At 40.2% G+C, this 17,654-nt stretch carries 11 protein-coding genes; all 11 read right to left on the bottom strand.

The window, feature by feature from the left end:
• Nucleotides 1-4: 4 nt before the first annotated feature.
• Nucleotides 5-3,124, bottom strand: a complete 3,120-nt coding sequence (locus NST57_RS09020) for an MMPL family transporter (RefSeq protein ID WP_341298416.1) — start codon at nucleotides 3,122-3,124, stop codon at nucleotides 5-7.
• Nucleotides 3,102-3,578: a MarR family transcriptional regulator gene (locus NST57_RS09015; RefSeq protein WP_142155103.1), complete on the bottom strand. Its 477-nt coding sequence runs from the start codon at nucleotides 3,576-3,578 to the stop codon at nucleotides 3,102-3,104. The genes NST57_RS09020 and NST57_RS09015 overlap by 23 nt, the downstream gene beginning before the upstream one ends.
• 153 nt (nucleotides 3,579-3,731) lie before the next feature.
• Nucleotides 3,732-5,024: an EF-P 5-aminopentanol modification-associated protein YfmH gene (gene yfmH, locus NST57_RS09010; protein ID WP_341298415.1), complete on the bottom strand. Its 1,293-nt coding sequence runs from the start codon at nucleotides 5,022-5,024 to the stop codon at nucleotides 3,732-3,734.
• Nucleotides 5,024-6,301 carry an EF-P 5-aminopentanol modification-associated protein YfmF gene (gene yfmF, locus NST57_RS09005; protein WP_341298414.1) on the bottom strand — a complete coding sequence of 426 codons (1,278 nt, stop codon included), beginning with the start codon at nucleotides 6,299-6,301 and terminating at the stop codon, nucleotides 5,024-5,026. The genes yfmH and yfmF overlap by 1 nt, the downstream gene beginning before the upstream one ends.
• 145 nt (nucleotides 6,302-6,446) lie before the next feature.
• Nucleotides 6,447-9,563: an MMPL family transporter gene (locus tag NST57_RS09000; protein ID WP_341298413.1), complete on the bottom strand. Its 3,117-nt coding sequence runs from the start codon at nucleotides 9,561-9,563 to the stop codon at nucleotides 6,447-6,449.
• A gap of 318 nt (nucleotides 9,564-9,881) precedes the next feature.
• The gene (locus tag NST57_RS08995) at nucleotides 9,882-11,111 is read right to left on the bottom strand and encodes an MFS transporter (protein WP_227820623.1); all 1,230 of its coding nucleotides are present in this window, start codon (nucleotides 11,109-11,111) and stop codon (nucleotides 9,882-9,884) included.
• 103 nt (nucleotides 11,112-11,214) lie between these two features.
• Nucleotides 11,215-11,940, bottom strand: coding sequence for a GntR family transcriptional regulator (locus NST57_RS08990; protein ID WP_008344706.1), 726 nt, complete (start codon nucleotides 11,938-11,940; stop codon nucleotides 11,215-11,217).
• A 164-nt stretch (nucleotides 11,941-12,104) separates the two neighbouring features.
• Nucleotides 12,105-14,480, bottom strand: a complete 2,376-nt coding sequence (locus NST57_RS08985; RefSeq protein ID WP_341298412.1) for an FtsK/SpoIIIE family DNA translocase — start codon at nucleotides 14,478-14,480, stop codon at nucleotides 12,105-12,107.
• Between the two features lie 110 nt (nucleotides 14,481-14,590).
• Nucleotides 14,591-14,827 (bottom strand): YlzJ-like family protein, encoded by a 237-nt coding sequence (locus NST57_RS08980; protein ID WP_142155098.1) that lies wholly within the window; start codon nucleotides 14,825-14,827, stop codon nucleotides 14,591-14,593.
• A complete protein-coding gene (locus tag NST57_RS08975) occupies nucleotides 14,824-15,552 on the bottom strand; it encodes a ClpP family protease (protein ID WP_008344713.1) in 729 nt (242 codons plus the stop codon). Before NST57_RS08975 ends, NST57_RS08980 begins: the two co-directional genes overlap by 4 nt.
• Before the next feature lie 276 nt (nucleotides 15,553-15,828).
• Nucleotides 15,829-17,496, bottom strand: a complete 1,668-nt coding sequence (gene rnjB, locus NST57_RS08970; protein WP_142155097.1) for a ribonuclease J2 — start codon at nucleotides 17,494-17,496, stop codon at nucleotides 15,829-15,831.
• Nucleotides 17,497-17,654 lie beyond the last annotated feature (158 nt).

Raw genomic sequence — 17,654 nt, 5'->3', positions numbered from 1 at the left:
ATCCTTATTCTTTTCGTTTAAATGGGAACCAATTCGCTGATCCGAACAATTTGACCATCACAGGTACGAACAATGGTAGCACAACGAGCGCATACAATAAAAGCCCTGTGAGAACAAGTGTTGCAATCTGTAAGAGTGACAATACACCTGATGGCAGCATCGCTGCAAATGTTCCTGCCAAAATGACGGCAGCAGACATAATAACAGATCCCATATTTTTCATTGATTCGGTCATGGCAAACTGGATGTCTTTTGTTTTGTATTCATTAAAACGTTCCATTAAGAAAATCGAATAATCGACTCCAAGCGCCATTAAGATGACAAAGCCAAAGAATGGAACAGCCCAGTTGATGCCCGGATATCCGAAGAAATGGGTGAAAATAAATTCTGTTACACCAATGGCGGTAAAGTACGTTAAAATCAGCGATCCAACTAAGTAAAGCGGCATCACGAGAGAACGGAACAGAATCACAAGTATCAGGAAAATACCGATCATCATGTAAAGAACCGTCTTATTGAAGTCTTGGTCTGACAGCTGTTTTAAATCAGCGTTCATACTTGAAACACCAGATACGCCAAATGAAACATCTTTTAAGTTTGTTTCAGGAAGTGCACGTTTGACGGAAGCCTCTACTTGTTTAATCGTTTTCATGGCGTCGTTTCCATATGGATTGTCTTCTAAGATGACGTCAATCTTTGTCATCTTGCGGTCATCCGACATATAGGAATCGAACACTTGCTTGAAAGCTTTATTTTTTAGGACATCTTTTGGAATAAACCAACCGGCCATGTCTTGATCTGGTGCGTTTTTCAGTTCATCTAAGTAGTCTCCTGCACCCATTAAGCCGTTTGAAATTTTCTCAAGGCCGTCGACACTTTTGTTTAGACCATCTGTCAGCTTGGTCAGATCGTCACCAAAGCCGCCAATTTTTTCTTTCATTTGTTTTTGACCATTAATGATGTCGCCGGCTCCATTTGCAAGTTTAGGCATACTATCAGCTAGCTGTCCTTGGCCTTTAGACGTTTGATCTAGCCCGTTTTCAATGGCTTCTAAGCCAGCAATCAGCTCATCAATTTGATCTGTAAACACTTTTTGCTGCTCTGAAGCTGTTGCGATAAAAGCATCTGCTGCTTCAAGCTGTTTTTTTGCTTCTTTTGCTTGTTTTGCATAGCTGTCAGCCTGTTTGGCTCCTTCTTGCAAGGTAGTAGAAAGTTCGTTATATGAAGCTTTGATGGCTTGATATGATTGATTTTCTTTCACCTGCGGAATTTGCTCTTCAAGTGTACTGAACTGTTTATTCGCTTGACTGATCAAAGCTTTTACATCCGCTGCGGCAGAGGATGACGTATCGACTTGTGCCAATGCTGCTTTTAATTCTTTGGAAATGTTTTTATACAGTGCCACTTGCTGGTTCACTTGTGCAACCTGATCCGTTAGTTCTTTTTTCGCAGCTTTTATTTCATTTTTAATTTTAGCAACACCTTGTTTATTCTGATCAATACCGTTTTTTAGTTTTCTTAACGATTTTTCAACATTTTGAATACCTAATTGTACGGATTCAGTTCCAGAAATCAGCTTGTTAATGCCTTTTCCAGATGCTTTAATTTGTGGTGTTTGATCCTCGATGGATTTACTCATGGTTGTAAGAGCATCTTGGATCTTTTTCAACCCTTCATTACTTTTATCAAGCCCGCTATTTAGCTCTTTGGCTTGAGATTTCACGTACAGATCATTCAGTCCTTTTCCAACAGGGCGTGTGGCACTTCTTACTTTACTCACGCCATCTGTTTGTTCAATGGCGCGGCTTAGTTTTTCAACAGCAATCAGACCTTCGTTATTGTCTAAAAGATCGGATGATTTCACGACAACGGTTGCTGGAAGGGCTTCACCTGGTCCAAATTTGTCAGAGATCGTATTAAATGCATTGACGGATTCGTATTTATTGCCGATTTCGTCTAGGTTGTTATATGAAAGTGTCCCTTTATACATGAGAATCGCTGGAAGGGTAATAATTGCAACGATTAACAAGCTGAGAAGTGGTTTCTTAAATGAAAAACGACCGGCTGTTTCCCACATTTTCGATTGCGGGTGGGCAATATCGCCTTTGATCGGCCAAAATAACACTTTTCCTAAAACCGCCATAAAGAATGGAACGACAGTGAGCAGTGCCACAATTAACACGGCGACACCAACCGCCACGGCGACAGCTGATTTATACAGTTGGAATTCGGCTAAACCGATACATGTAAAACCAATGAGGACAGCAATTCCGCTGAATAAAACGGTTTTACCTGCCGTCTTATATGTTGTAATAATCGCCTCAATCTTATCTTTTCCGTGAGATAGTTCTTCTTTAAACCGGCTTAGCAACAGGATGCAGTAGTCGGTTCCAATCCCAAACATGATGGCGACCATAAAAATTTGGGTAAAGGTCGAGAGCGGAAAATCAACATACTTTACTAGGTAAGCCACAATGGATTGGCTGACCAAATAGGAAAGCGCTACGGCCACTAAAGGAACGAACGGTGCCACTGCGGATCTAAAGACAAGCACAAGAACAATTAAAATAAACCCTATTGTAATGAATTCCGTTTTTTTCAGACCTTCTTGTGAGCTTGTGATGACATCATCGTCGATTAGCGGCTGCCCTGTCATTTCAAATTTCAGGTTCAGGCTCTTAAGCTTTTCATTGACTCTTTCTTTAAAATCGGATGCTTTGATTTTGTTCGAGTCGTATGTAACTGGAACAAGAAGTGTTGTTTGATCTTTAGAGAGCATCTGTTTTTTAATATCTTTGTTTGCATCAAAATAAGAAGTGATGTCTTCAACATGGAGATCTTGATCCTTTTCTAAAATCTCCATCGCTTTCTTTAAAGAAGCTTCTCTTTCTTTGACGATATCCTTTCCTTGAAAGACAATGACGATCGATTTTTCCGTATCCCCATTTTCAGACATGTTCTTTAATAATTGATCGGCGTAGGAAGAAGGATAACCATCTGGAACAGAAATCTGCCCTTTTTCTTTTGTTAATTGCGCCATATTAGGAGCGGTGATTAATAATACAGCCGCTAGTACGACCCAAAGGATCGTGATCAGCCATCTACCCTTTATGATTGCTCTCATTACTATGTTGTGCCTCCTCTTCGATGATCACTTGATAGATCTTTTCATATGTTTGAATAAATGATTCCATTTCTTTTTCTTCAAGCTTTTCAAAATAAGATCGAACTAGGTCTTGAAGCTGCTTCTCCATTCGACTGACTACATCTTTGCCCTCTGGCGTGACGTACAGGTGAACATTTCTTCTGTCAGCTTGATCATGTTCACGAAAAATATAGTTTTTCGTAAAAAGGCGATTGGTCATGGATGTTACAGCACTTTTGTTTACATTACATACATAAGCCAGGTCCGTTGATGTACACCCCGGATGTAAATTGATGTATCGAAGCGAGTAATATTGATCAAGCGTCAGCTCTTTATCAAGCTTTTCTGTGATCATACTCGATACTTTTTTCTCCATCATGAGATAGACATCTGCATACCTCTGAATGAGCTGGGCAATTTTATTTTGTTCCATAAGCTGCTCCTTTTTAGTTTAAGTGTTTAACTATTAAAGAGTTTAACTAAATCCCGAAACAATTGTCAATCAATATCCTCACATTTAAAGCGCATTCTTTAGCTAGACACAAAAAAGACAAACTCTTATACGTTGAGTTTGTCTTTTTTTCATTTATTTTGCTTTCGGCACGACTTTGAAAACTGACATTCTTTCTTCATCAATTTCTTCGTCTAAGATTTGCTGAATATCTGTTAATTGGATTTGCTCCAACACTGGCACGACATCAAATAAGCTCATTTCTAAGAATGCGTACCGAGTGAATTGATTGGCGATGTACTCTGGAGAGTTCATCGCTTTTAAAAAGCTGCCAATTTTTTTCTTGCGAGCAAGTTCAATCTTTTCTTCTGTAATCAGGCTTTTTGCTTGAAGAAGCGTTTCTTTTAATTCATCTGCGAGTTGATCAGGGTCATTTGTGTCTCCACCAACTGAAGTAAAGCCAAAACCGCCTTCTTCCGTATAATCGTAACTGAATGTCTCATCAATCAAGCCTTTTTCATACATACGCTCATATTGCAGAGAACTTTTACCAAACAATGTCTCTAAAATAAGATTCATGCCAAGCTCATGTTTGAGGAGCTGTTTTCCTTTTTTATGTGGGTTTTTCGTTTTCAAACCAAACATACATTTAGAGCCTTGTACATTCATTTTCAGTTCGTATTCTTTTCGGTATACACGATCAGGTTCATTGATCTCTTTCCGCTGAATTTCCGGCTGATCGGTAAATGGTTTTTTTGCCTGATTCGCTCTTACTTGGTCTAAAATTTGCGCCGGATCAACAGGACCCACTACAAAAAGAAGCATATTGCTTGGGTGATAGAACGTTTCGTAGCATTCATATAAATGGTCTTTCGTAATAGGCGCAATGCTTTCGACAGTTCCAGCAATATCAATTCTCACTGGGTGCTCTTGATAGAGGTTTTCGATCAGACCAAAGAATAAACGCCAATCTGGATTGTCATCATACATGTTGATTTCTTGACCAATGATGCCTTTTTCTTTTTCGACCGTTTTTTCAGTAAAATAAGGCTCTTGCACAAAATCGATGAGTGTTTCAAGATTCTGTTCGACATTGGCCGTGCTTGAAAATAAGTAAGCCGTTCTCGTAAACGTCGTAAATGCGTTTGCGGCTGCCCCCTGTTTACTAAATGTATGAAACACATCTCCATCTTCTTTTTCAAACAGCTTATGCTCTAAGAAATGGGCAATTCCATCAGGCACTCGGATCATGTCTTCTTTGCCAAGCGGCACAAATTCATTGTCGACAGAGCCATATTTTGTTGTGAAGGTTGCATAGGTTTTGTTAAACCCTTGCTTTGGCAGCACATAGACGTCTAGTCCGCTGTCCATTTTTTCGTGATACACCGTCTCTTGCAGCTGATCGAATTGAATTGTTTTCACTGTCATCAAGCACCCTCCGTTCCTTTAAGAAAATAGGTCGTATCCCATTCGATTTTTTGACCCACTTTGATGATGTCCTCTTTTGTCACTCTGTCTAACGCTTCTAAAAAGGAATCGAGGCTCTCCCCTGTTGGCACGACGGCATGCTGATATAAGTATTCCGCTGTTCCATAAGACGTATCAATGGTTTCGAGCAGCTGATTTTTGACAACAGCCTTTGTCTGCTCAATTGCTTCATCAGAAAAATCGCCTTTTTTCATGGCATCAAATTGTTCTTTAATGATGTCTACTGCCTGCTGATAGTTGCCGACTTCAATTCCTGACATGACCATCATCAAACCTTTAAAGCTCTCAAGTCTAGAAACAGCATAGTACGCAAGACTTGCTTTTTCCCGCACATTGATAAATAGCTTTGAATGCGAGAAGCCGCCGAATATGCCATTAAACAAATGCAGCGCCGGATAATCTTCATCTGCTATCGTTGTATGTGTGCGAAAGCCAATGTTCAGCTTTCCTTGTTTTACGTCCTCTTCATCAATGACTTCTTTTGGCTCTATTTGTGATCTTGATGATTCGGTATTTTGTTTGACCGGCTCTCTTTCACTTGTTTGAAAGTATTGCGAGACCATTCGATTGATGTCTTGTTCATCAACGTCTCCCACAATATAGAGATCCAGCTGATTTGACTGAAGTGCATGCTCGTATGCTTTAAAGAGCGCTTCTGCCGTAATCGCTTCGACGTCTTCCATTTCACCATTGACGTGCAGTGCGTATGGCTCACCTTTACACATTTCCTGCACAAGTCTTAAGTTTGAATAGCGCATTTTGTCATCATAAACGGCTTGAATGCGCTGTTTCAATGTTCGTTTTTCTTGCTCAACGTACAATTCATGAAATACCCCGTTTTCCACGTACGGTTGGAATAATAGTTCAGAAAGTAAGGCAATCCCTTTTTCTAGTAAAGGGGTTTGATCCTTTAAATATTTTTCATTCGCCATTTCTAGACGGAAGGTAATGATGTGATTTTCACCTTTTTTCGCCATGTCTGCGGAAACGGTCGCCCCATAGAGCTCGTCGAAATAAGCACGAAGCTCTCCCGTTTTCGGCATTTTTTCTGTTCCTCTTAAAAGTACATGCGGGAAAAGAGAACGCATGGTGACGTCATCTTTGGATAAAGACGCAAGCATTTTAAAAAGGATCGTCACGGTTTTAAATTTTTCTGTTTTGACAATATGAGTATGAAGACCAGGTGTATCAAATGTCTTCTCTTGTAAGTACGTCATGAGAAACCTCCTTTGTTCATCCTATTTATTATGTATTAGAACATAGCTGATATATACGTGAAACAGCCATTTAATAGTCATTATATCAATCAGAGGAAAGGATAGGAAATAAAAACGCCTCTGCTAAAAGCAGAGACGCAGGTTGTTATTTCATTCTAAACGGCCACCAATTCCATTTTCCAAAGATGCGAACCATGACCGGGATAAAGAGTGGTAGAACGACAAAAGCATATAATAAAAGTCCAATGAGTACGACCGTTGCAATTTCAACTAATGATAATACACCCGATGGCAGCATCGCAGCAAAAGTACCCGCTAAAATAGCAACTGCTGAAATAATGACGGACCCCATATTTCTCATCGCTGATATCATGGATGCTTGAACATGCTCTCCCTTCCATTCATTGAAACGATCCATCAGGAAGATCGAATAATCAATGCCAAGGGTCACAAGGATAACAAAGCTGAAAAATGGAACAGCCCAGCTGACACCATCGTAGCCAAAGAATGTTTTGAAAATCCATTCTGTTAAGCCAATGGATGTAAAATACGTTAATATGAGTGAAAGTGTTAAGTATATCGGCATGACGATTGACCTTAGTAATAAAACTAAAATAATAAAGATACCAATTAACATGAAAATAACCGTTCTGATAAAGTCACCGTCTGACGTTTCTTTTAAGTCAACATTTAAACTGGAGATACCAGATACACCGTATTTGGCATTTTTCAAACCACTTACAGGTAAATATTGATCAAGGGTTTCCTCGATTTTTGCAACACCTTTCATTGCTTCGTTGCTGTATGGATTTACGTTTAATATCACTTCAAAGGTTGTTAATTTACGATCTGGTGACATATACGTATTAAATATTTTCTTAAACTCATGGCGTTTCAGTACTTCTTCTGGTATAAACCAGCCCGTTATTTCTTCATCTGGTGCTTCCTGAAGCTGTTTTAAGTAGCTGTCCGCTTCGGTAAAGCCACTTTTTACTTGCTCAAGTCCAGAAATACTTTCATCTAATCCATCTGTTAATAGGGAGAGTTTAGATGATAGCTGGCTAAACCCTTTTTTCACGGCTTTTTGGCCATCTGTCAGCTGATCTGCGCCATCTTCAATTTTAGGCATTTCTTTGATGAGCTGTTTTTGTCCTTTGTTCGTTTCATCCAGACCATCATAAATTTGATCTAGACCTGTCATCAGCGCCTTTACTTGTTGTTTGATTTCTTTTTGCTTGCTTGAGACCGTTTGAATGACTTGATCTGCTTTCTTGATCTTTTGTTTAAAGGCAGATGCTTCCTCTTCATAGACTTTCATTTGCTCTCCAGCTTGATCGAGCATTCCTTTTGTGTCTTTGAATACTTTTTTGATTTCTTTATATTCAAGCATATCTTTGATTTCTGGAAGCCGGTTTTCAAGCCCTTCAAATGATACGTTTTCGTAGGATTGTTTCACTTTCATAATCGTTGTCATCAGCTGCTCATTTGATGTTGCGTGACCTTCCAGTGTGCTTACGACTTGTTCAAGATCTTGAATCATCGTTTCACTTCTGCGATATTCATGCTCTAATTCTTTTTTCGCTTGTTTGATTTCAGTGCGAATGGTTCCTACGCCCTCTTTACTGCGCCTCACACCATCCTCTAAAGAAATGAGTGATTTCCTCACTTCTCCGATACCGCCTTTGATGGCTTTTGTCCCATCAATCAACTGATCAATCCCTTTAGCGGATTCTTCAATTTTTGGCTTTTGTTTAAGAAGTGCTAAGTTTGTTTCGGTCAAGCCATCTGTAATTTTTCCGATGCCCTCGTGACCTTTCCCAAGCTCTCCTCCCAGCTCTTTCGCTTGAGAGGTAACATAGAGCTGACTTAACCCATCACCAACTGGGCGAGTGACACTGCGAACCGCTTTTACTTCCTCAATGTCATTTAACTTACGGGTCAGTTTTTCAATCATGACAATCTTTTCTTGATTATCGAGCTCATTGTCATTTTCGACAAGCACATTCAGCGGCAGCGCTTCACCAAAGCCAAATTGCTCTGATATCGTATTAAATGCAGACACTGACTCATACTTTGCCCCAATCTCATTTAAACTATTATAAGAAAGAGTGCCGTCATACATCAAAATAGGAGGAACAGTGATGAGTGCAACTAAACCTAAGCTGATGAGCGGTCTTTTAAATGAAAAGCGCCCAGCCCATTCCCATATCTTACTTTGTGGATGGCGGATGTTTTCTCTTTTAGACGGCCAAAAAAGGGATTTTCCGAAAACCGACATAAAAAAGGGAACGATTGTGACAAGTGCAATGAGCAGGATGCCAACGCCTACGGCAACACTGACGGCTGATTGGTACAATTGGAATTTTGCGAAACCAATACTTGAGAAGCCGACTAACACAGCTAAGCCGCTGAAAAAGACTGTTTTCCCTGCACATTGATACGTGATGATAATCGATTCTTTGACATCACGCCCCTGACCAATCTCCTCTTTAAAACGGCTTAAAAGTAATATACAATAATCCGTTCCTATACCGAACATAATAGCTACCATAAAAATCTGAGTGAAATTAGACAGAGGAAATGGTGTATATTCTACGAGAAAAGCCACAATACACCGGCTGACAGCATAAGAGATGCCAATCGTAATGAGCGGAACAACAGGTGCCAATATCGATCTGAATACAATTATTAAAATAAAGAAAATAAAAATCATCGTGATAAGTTCAGTTTTCTTCAGACCTTGTTGAGAGCTTTTAATGACATCTGAGTCCACAAATTTTTGACCTGTCATTTCATATGAAACGTTGTAGGGCTTTAAAACTTCCTCAATTCGTTCTTTAACCTTCACAGCTTTTGTTTCGTAGTGGTCGAATTTGAATGGAACAAGAAGTGTACTTTTATCCTTTGATAAAAGTTGTTGTTGAATGTCAGGATCTACATGAAAATACGAAGTAATTCCGTCAATGTGGAGTTCTGGGGCATGTGTCATGAGTGCAGCTAAAGCCTTTTTTAATTCCTGCTCTTTCGCAGGGAACAAATGTTGTTCGGAGAATACAATCACACCAGTATCTTTTTTCCCATTATGATCTGAAAGCTTATCCAATAAGTGAAGTGCCTCAGCTGTTGGTGTCCCCTCTGGAACCTTTAACTGCCCTTTTTCTCTTGTTAATTCCTCTAAATTGGGCGCAGTAATAAACAGAATCACAGCTGTTATCATCCACACCATTAATACAATCCATCTTGCTTTAATTATTTGCAACATAGCTGCTTCAAGCTCCTTCTAGTTCATCAATCAATTTGCTGTTTTTGAGCGTGTCTGAAGTGCTGACTTCGTCTCCTTCAACGTGCTAATGGCAGGATGACCTATTCAATTGTCCTTTCGTGTTGAAGAAACACATATTCATCATCAGCCACGAGCTCAATTTCTGCCCTAAACAAAGACAGAAATTGAATGTTTTAGTACACCTCCTATTTGGGATAATTTAAAAGATATTACTATACATTAGTTTAACTATCAAAATTTTACATGTCAATTTATAAAAAAGAAAAAAGATGGCAAAATACCGTCTTTTTTCTATGTTTAAACCGTTTTCAATTGTTCACTTTCATCCTTTTCATCTGGCTGGATGAAAAAGAGGACCAAAAATAATGAAATGAGACTACATATGGTCGATAGAATAAAAACGATGGCGTCTCCTTTATCCATAAGAAATGCGTAAATTGGAGGTCCTAAAGCAACACCGATAAACCGCATACTGCTATAAAATGACGTAATGGTTCCGCACTGCTCTTTTTCAATACCTTCTGTTATCAGCGCATCAAGTGCTGGAAGCACAATCCCAATCCCTACGCCGCCAATACTTAAGCAAACAAACAACACGTAAAAACTGTGATTCCACCATAAAAATATATACGAAAGTGATAAAAGAGCCATACCAACGATGAGAAATATCCTCATTTTCCCCTTTTCTTTCCCAATTGTTTTCCCCGCAATATACGAGCTGATTGATAAGAAAAGGAGCGGGATACTTAGCAGCAAGCCTTTTTTGACACCCGTTATTTGATACGCCGCCTCTAGGTTATCTGATAAATAAAAGAGCACGCCAAAAAGAAGAAACATAATAAAACCGCCAATAGCAAAAATGGCATAAAGCCAGCGTCCCTCATGCTTAAAAATCGTCTTTGTTGATTTTAAAAACTCCTTAAATGTAGGCGGATCTTCCTCTTTCTTTGCGGATTCAACCATAAACAGAACCATCACAAAACTGATGATTGAAAAGAATGGAATGAACCAAAACGGCACAAACCAAAACCAAGAAGCGAGAAGTGCCCCAATAATAGGACTTAGTACCTTTCCAGCTGTATTAGAAGTTTCAATGGCTCCAAGTCCCGCACTTACCTCTTCATCATCATGAAACAAATCGCCAATAAACGGCATGACGACAGGTGCTGCCCCGGCTGAGCCAACTCCTTGAAGGACCCTGCCAAAAAGAATCCACATATAGGGTTCTTTCATGATGGTAGAGGCAACAGCTGCCACAGCTCCTCCAAGTCCTGCGATTAAAAGACACGGTAAAAGGACCTTTTTCCGCCCAATTCGGTCAGATAAATAACCGGCAATCGGAATACACAAAATCGCCACAACGGAGTATACCGTAATAATGAGTGACACTTGAAAGGAAGTGATTGAGAGTTTCTTTTCTATCTCTGGTAATACGGGGATTAGCATCGAATTCCCAAGTGTCATGATTAGAGGCACTGATGATAATGCAATAATATTCTTTTTACTGACCGTTTTCTCGCCCAACATCATTCACCCAATTCTATATACTGTTACGTATTAGTGTGGCATGTTTCACGGGTTTTATGTATGGGCAAACAAAAAGCAACCGCCTATGGAAGCGACTGCTTTGTTAAAATCGTTTACGTATGACATGGAAGCTAAATTTATCCGCTCGAAAATAATTAAGCGAGTATAAGACCGGCTGATCATCTTGATCATAGTGCATTTGTTTCAGTAAGAGTAACGCTGTTTCTGGGTCACATTCTAATATCGGTGAAACCTGATCGTGATAACCAATCGGTTCGATGTCTGCCACTGCATATTTAATTCCGCTGTGCGGTTCTCTGCCAAACAGCTCAAAAAGCGATTCTTCCTCATGAGTAAAAGAAGCGGGAAGATGTTTGACTGGAATTTTATCTAAACAATAGACGACTGGCTGTCCATCTGCTGTTCGAACGCGTTCCATTGAAAAGACCTTCTCGGATTCATCACACTGAAAACGAATGACATCATTCTCTGTCGGCTCTCCTTCTTGTGAGGACAAAAAGATGGTACCTGGCGTCATATTGACCTGTTCAATCATTTTTGTGACACTTGTCAGCTGTTCAATGCCAGTAGAAAAAAGCGGTCTTGAGTTAACGAAAGTCCCCACACCATGCCTTCTAATTAAATACTTTTCTTCTTCTAATATACGAAGGGCTTCACGAAGGGTCGCTCTGCTCACGCCTAAAAGCTTTGAGAGCTCAAACTCAGAAGGCAGTTTTTCTTTTTCGGCATATACACCTGTTTGAATATCTTCTTTAATACGGTCAATCACTTTCAAATATAAATGGCGATTGTCTGTTTTGGTCGACATGTTTTCCCTCCGTCTAATCAATGCAAATGATAAGATGAGAAATCTCTATTCCGAGATAAGATGAACATAACTATATCATGTTTTTGCAAATAAATAAATAGTCTGACATCCAGTTAACATAATCAATATATCGTTAACTTCATGTTAGGAAAGCTCTCTTCGAATTATGAAGAGAGCTCGTCATGTTGTTCTTTTGAGAGTAGGACTTCTCTCGGCTTACTTCCTTCATATGGTCCGACAACACCGCGCTCTTCCATTGCATCAATAAGACGTGCGGCACGGGTATAACCGATGCGGAACCTCCTTTGCAGCATAGAAACAGAAGCCGTCTGCATGCCAATGATCAGTTCAACTGCTTCATCATATAAGTCGTCGTCCACAGCCCCAAGCTGATCTTGCGTTTCTTCACTTGGGATCATTTCTTCTTGATATTGTGCTTTTTGCTGTGTGATGACATGATCAACGACATGTTCCACTTCTTCATCTGATAAAAAGGCACCTTGTACACGAACTGGTTTGTTCGCACCGACAGGTAAGAACAACATATCCCCTCTGCCCAGCAATTTTTCTGCGCCTCCCATATCAAGAATGGTCCTTGAATCAGTTTGTGACGATACGCTAAATGCAATACGGGATGGAATATTGGCTTTAATGACACCAGTAATGACATCAACTGAAGGTCTCTGTGTGGCGATAATTAAATGAATCCCTGCAGCACGTGCCATTTGAGAAAGCCTTGTAATGGAATCTTCCACATCAGAGGAAGCAACCATCATTAAATCAGCAAGCTCGTCGACAATGACGACAATATAAGGCAGTTCTGGCTGCTTCGCCTCTTCTGATTGATTCATTCGTTTAATGTAATCATTGTACCCTTCAATATTTCTTGTGCCCGTATGAGAAAACAATTCATAACGGCGCTCCATTTCACTGACTACTTTTTTAAGTGCCTGTGAGGCTTTCTTAGGATCGGTCACAACTGGAGCCAACAGATGCGGGATGCCATTATAAACATTTAATTCAACCATTTTAGGGTCAATCATCATCATCTTCACTTCATGAGGTTTCGCTCTCATGAGAATACTTGTGATAATGCCGTTTATACATACACTTTTTCCGCTTCCTGTCGAGCCAGCCACAAGTAAATGCGGCATTTTATTCATTTCAGCCAGCACAGCTTCACCAGAAATATTTCGGCCCAGTCCGATGAGCAGCTTGGCATTTGGGCGGTCATTTTGTTTCGATTCTAAAACCTCTTTTAAAGAAACCATCGCAATTTCTGCGTTGGGAACTTCAATTCCGATGGCGGATTTACCAGGAATCGGCGCTTCAATTCGAATGTCTTTTGCTGCTAATGCAAGGGCTAAATCATCACTTAAGTTGACGATCTTACTTACCTTCACGCCGACATCAGGGTATACTTCATATTTTGTGACGGCTGGCCCTAAATGAACTTGTGTCACTTTTGCTTTTACACCAAAGCTTTGGAAGGTCTTTTCAAGCTTTCTTGCATTTCCATAAATATTCTTCTTATCTGTTTGCTGACCTGAATGCTGCGGCTCAGCTAAAATATCAAGCGATGGCAGCTCATAATCCTTGTTTTCAAGCTCCGTAAACGTCATAGGCGGAGCTTCTTTCGGTTCATCCCCTGTATCATGAGACGGAGTGCCTTGTACTGTTTCTTGAAGAGGATCTCGCTCTTTGACCGGCTGATCTTTTTGAACCGGCGGTGTGAACATGTCATCTCGATCAGCAAAACTTGAGATAATCGGCTGACGATTGTCAGAAGCCTGCTCTTCTTCCTCGATCAACATATGATCCTGATCCTCTTTGTCCTCTTCTTGCAAGCGTGAACGTTTTTTCTTTTCACTTGTTTTCTGCGCAGGTGCATTTTTTTTTGCCTGCCTTATGCCTTTCATATCTTCAATAAATGCTTTCCACTGCTTCACCAAAAATTGTGATACAGGTAGCGTCACTTTTTTGACCATTTCTTGCAGTGACCGGTTTGTGATCAGAACAATTCCGATCAGCATCAGCACAATGGCCATGATTTGAGACCCTGCTTGTGCAAACAAGAAATAGGAGGCAGCAAATAATACGGCACCGATCATACCGCCTCCTAAATCGGGCGAGCCTGTCTCACCTTTCATATCCATTAAGAATAGCTCAAATGTATTTCTGATCACACTTTGAGAGCCTATCACGCCTGCAGCTGAAAGATGCTGAAAAAGCTTCACATGTGACAAAAGCAAGATACTTGCAATCATGCAGTATAAACCTGCTTTTCTTCTTGTCAGTAAATCAGGAATTTGTTTTTTCCAAAAGATCGTCACACCAAAAAGAAATAATCCGATAAGGCAGAGAATAAACCATTCACCTGCAAAGAATCGGAATAGATGTACAAAGGTTTGTCCAACTACACCTAGCTGTAAAATGGCAATGATCGCTATGGCAATACAGACTAACCCATTTAGTTCATATTTCAGTTTTAGCTGTTTATTTTGTTTTTTTCTTGTTTTCCGTTTTCTCTTTTTTGCCATACTCATCACCTTACTACAAAAGAAAATATAACCTACCTGAAGATCAGAAAGAAAGCAGCCTGGTTTTGGCTGCATCTTGTTGTAAGTTTTCCCTTTATTATAGCATAGAATCATTCATATGAGTCGGTTTGATTGGCACCTAAATGTAACTTCAATCGCTTACCTGGTGCAAGCTCCTGATTCAAAAAGTCCATTGGATTCGTACTCATCACTTGAACGATTTCCGCTTCATCTTCTTTCATTTCAACCATCACTGGCACACCTTGAATGTGCACCTGCTGTAGTTTGCGTTCTCCTTGTTCCTCAGCGTAAATGGCTTCATAAGGCATAGGTGTATATAAAATCATTGGATCAGCCCCTCGTTTTGTGCAGCCCGTTCTCCAATAAGCTCGTTCAGCTTTTTAATCGCTTGTCCAACGCCGCCGACTTCATGCATCAGTCCGTATTCTGCCGCCTCATGGCCAACGACATTTGTCCCAATGTCTCTTGTCAGATTGCCTTTTGAGAACATAAGCTCTTTAAATTTCTCTTCTGTAATGTTTGAGTGGCTCGTGACAAAATTAATGACTCTTTCCTGCATTTTATCTAAGTATTCAAAAGTTTGCGGAACACCGATGACTAGACCGGTTAAGCGTACAGGATGAATGGTCATCGTTGCTGTTTCGGCAATGTATGAATAATCACACGATACGGCGATTGGGACCCCAATAGAATGGCCGCCGCCAAGCACAATTGATACAGTTGGTTTGGATAAAGAAGCGAGCATTTCCGCAATGGCTAGTCCTGCTTCTACGTCGCCGCCCACTGTATTTAAAATGATCAGAAGTCCTTCAATTTTTGGGTTTTGTTCAACTGCTACGATTTGTGGAATGACATGTTCGTATTTGGTTGTCTTATTTTGTGGCGGAAGCTGCATGTGCCCTTCAATTTGTCCAATAATGGTGAGGCAGTGTATGTTTGTATCTTGTGACAACTGCGGGACGGCTGTTTCACCAAGCTGTTGTATTTTGCTCATAATGCTATCTTTCTCTTCTGGTTTTCGCTCAGGCTGCTGTTCATTCTGTTCGTCCATTTGTCTCCATCCTTTCCTAAAAACTCTCCTCCTATTATGAACAAGATCGTCACATTCCATCCGCATTCATCACGTCACATCAAAAAAGCCCAAAGAGCTTGTGCTCCTTGGGCTTAGCGTGTAGACAAACCCTCGCATTCGTTGTCAGTCCTGCGCTTCGGTACTCACGAATGTCAAATTCGCTCCGGTGCTCGTTCTTTCTAGACTGCAAAGGTTTTCTATCACGCTAAAAAGAAGACAAAGCCCAAAGAGCTTGTGCTCTTTGGGCTTTTCTCATCACACTTCCATAATAATTGGAATGATCATTGGCTTACGTTTTGTTTTTTCATATAAGAATTGGTTTAATACATCGCGCATGGATTGTTTCAGTGTTGACCATTCAACAATTGAGTTTTCCGTTTGCTCTTTCACAATCCCCTTGACCATTTCTGTTGCTTTCACAATCAGCTCTTCGGATTCTCTTACATACACAAATCCTCTTGTGATGATCTCAGGTCCAGAAATTAATTGTTTCTTTTGTTTATCGAGCGTAATGACCACAATTAAGATGCCATCTTGGGACAATAGGCGTCTATCACGTAAGACAATATTCCCGATATCACCAACGCCAAGACCGTCGATCAAAATGTTCCCTTGATGCACTTTTTCACCGATCTTTACGTTTTGTCCTCTAAATTCCACAACATCCCCTTTATCAATTAAGAAAATGTCGCTTCGTTTCATTCCCACTTCTTCAGCAATACGAGAATGTGCTTTTTGCATGCGATATTCGCCGTTTACTGGAATTAAATACTTTGGCTTCAGTAAATTCAGCATTAGTTTTAACTCTTCTTGACAGCCATGTCCTGATACATGAACACGTTTTTGAGCAAAAATCACTTGTGCTCCGCTTCTTGTAAGAAAATCCACCGTTTTTGAATATGTGAGTTCTTGTCCTGGAAGAGGTGTAGACGCAATCACAACCGTGTCATCTTTTTCGATATGAAGCTGTTTGTGATTTTGTTTCGCCATTTTTGTTAAAGCAGCGAGAGGCTCACCGTGGCTTCCTGCTGTGAGAATGACCACACTGTTTTTCGCCATTTTTTTCACTTCTTGGACTGGAACAAATAATTCTTCGTCTGCTGTCACATAACCAAGTTTGATCGCAAGTTGAAGAGTTGTCATCATATTTTTTCCTGCTACTGCAAGCTTACGGCCATTTTGGTTTGTGGCATTAATGATCTGCTGTACACGGTTAATATTTGATGAAGATACAGCGACAATCACACGATTTTCAGCATTGTACATCGCATTTGAGATTTCGTCTTGGACGAGCGCCTCAGAAGGTGTATAGCCTGGTTTTTCAGCATTTGCACTGTCTGAAAGAAGTGCTAAAACGCCATTGTTTCCAATTTTCGCAATCTCTCCGATGTCACAGGTTTGGTTAAGCGCTGGGGTTTGATCAAATTTAAAATCACCTGTGCATACGATTGAACCAAGAGATGTTTTGAAGCTGATTCCGACTGAATCAGGAATACTGTGATTCGTTCTAAAGAATGATACCTTTGTTGTTTCAAATGTAATAACCGACTTTGCATGAACCTCACGCAAATCAGCTTTTTGATTGAAGCCGTATTGCTTTAACTTTTCTCGAAGTAACGCAAGGGTCAGCTTCGTGCCGTAAACTGGTACAGACAATTTGCTTAAGCAATGGAATACGCCTCCGATTGCTTCATCATGTCCGTGGGTAAGAAAAATTGCTTTCACCCGATCAGCTCGTTCTGTTAAATAAGAGATATCAGGAATGACCACGTCAATGCCTAGCATTTCGTTTTCTGGATGCATGAGTCCTGCATCTACAACATATATGTCGGAATCAATCTCAATGACATATAAGTTTTTCCCTATTTCTCCAACGCCTCCCAGTGCAATAATTCTTACGTTCTCTGTATTTTTCTTTTTCAAAATTCTTATCCTCCTAGTCTCAAGCCCGTCCATCATCGCTTAATGCTATTATAACTGAATCTAATTTTAGAAAACAAGATGAAGTCACATTTTAAGAAAGTGTTTATGTATAAAAAACGGTCATACTCAGGGACATCTGAGAATGACCGCTTACGAAT

The organism is Bacillus sp. FSL M8-0077 (assembly GCF_038050255.1).
GTDB classification, from domain to species: Bacteria; Bacillota; Bacilli; order Bacillales; family Bacillaceae; genus Bacillus; species Bacillus altitudinis.
Note: the sequence above shows the minus strand (reverse complement) of the source record. Positions and strands in the feature narration are given on the sequence as shown.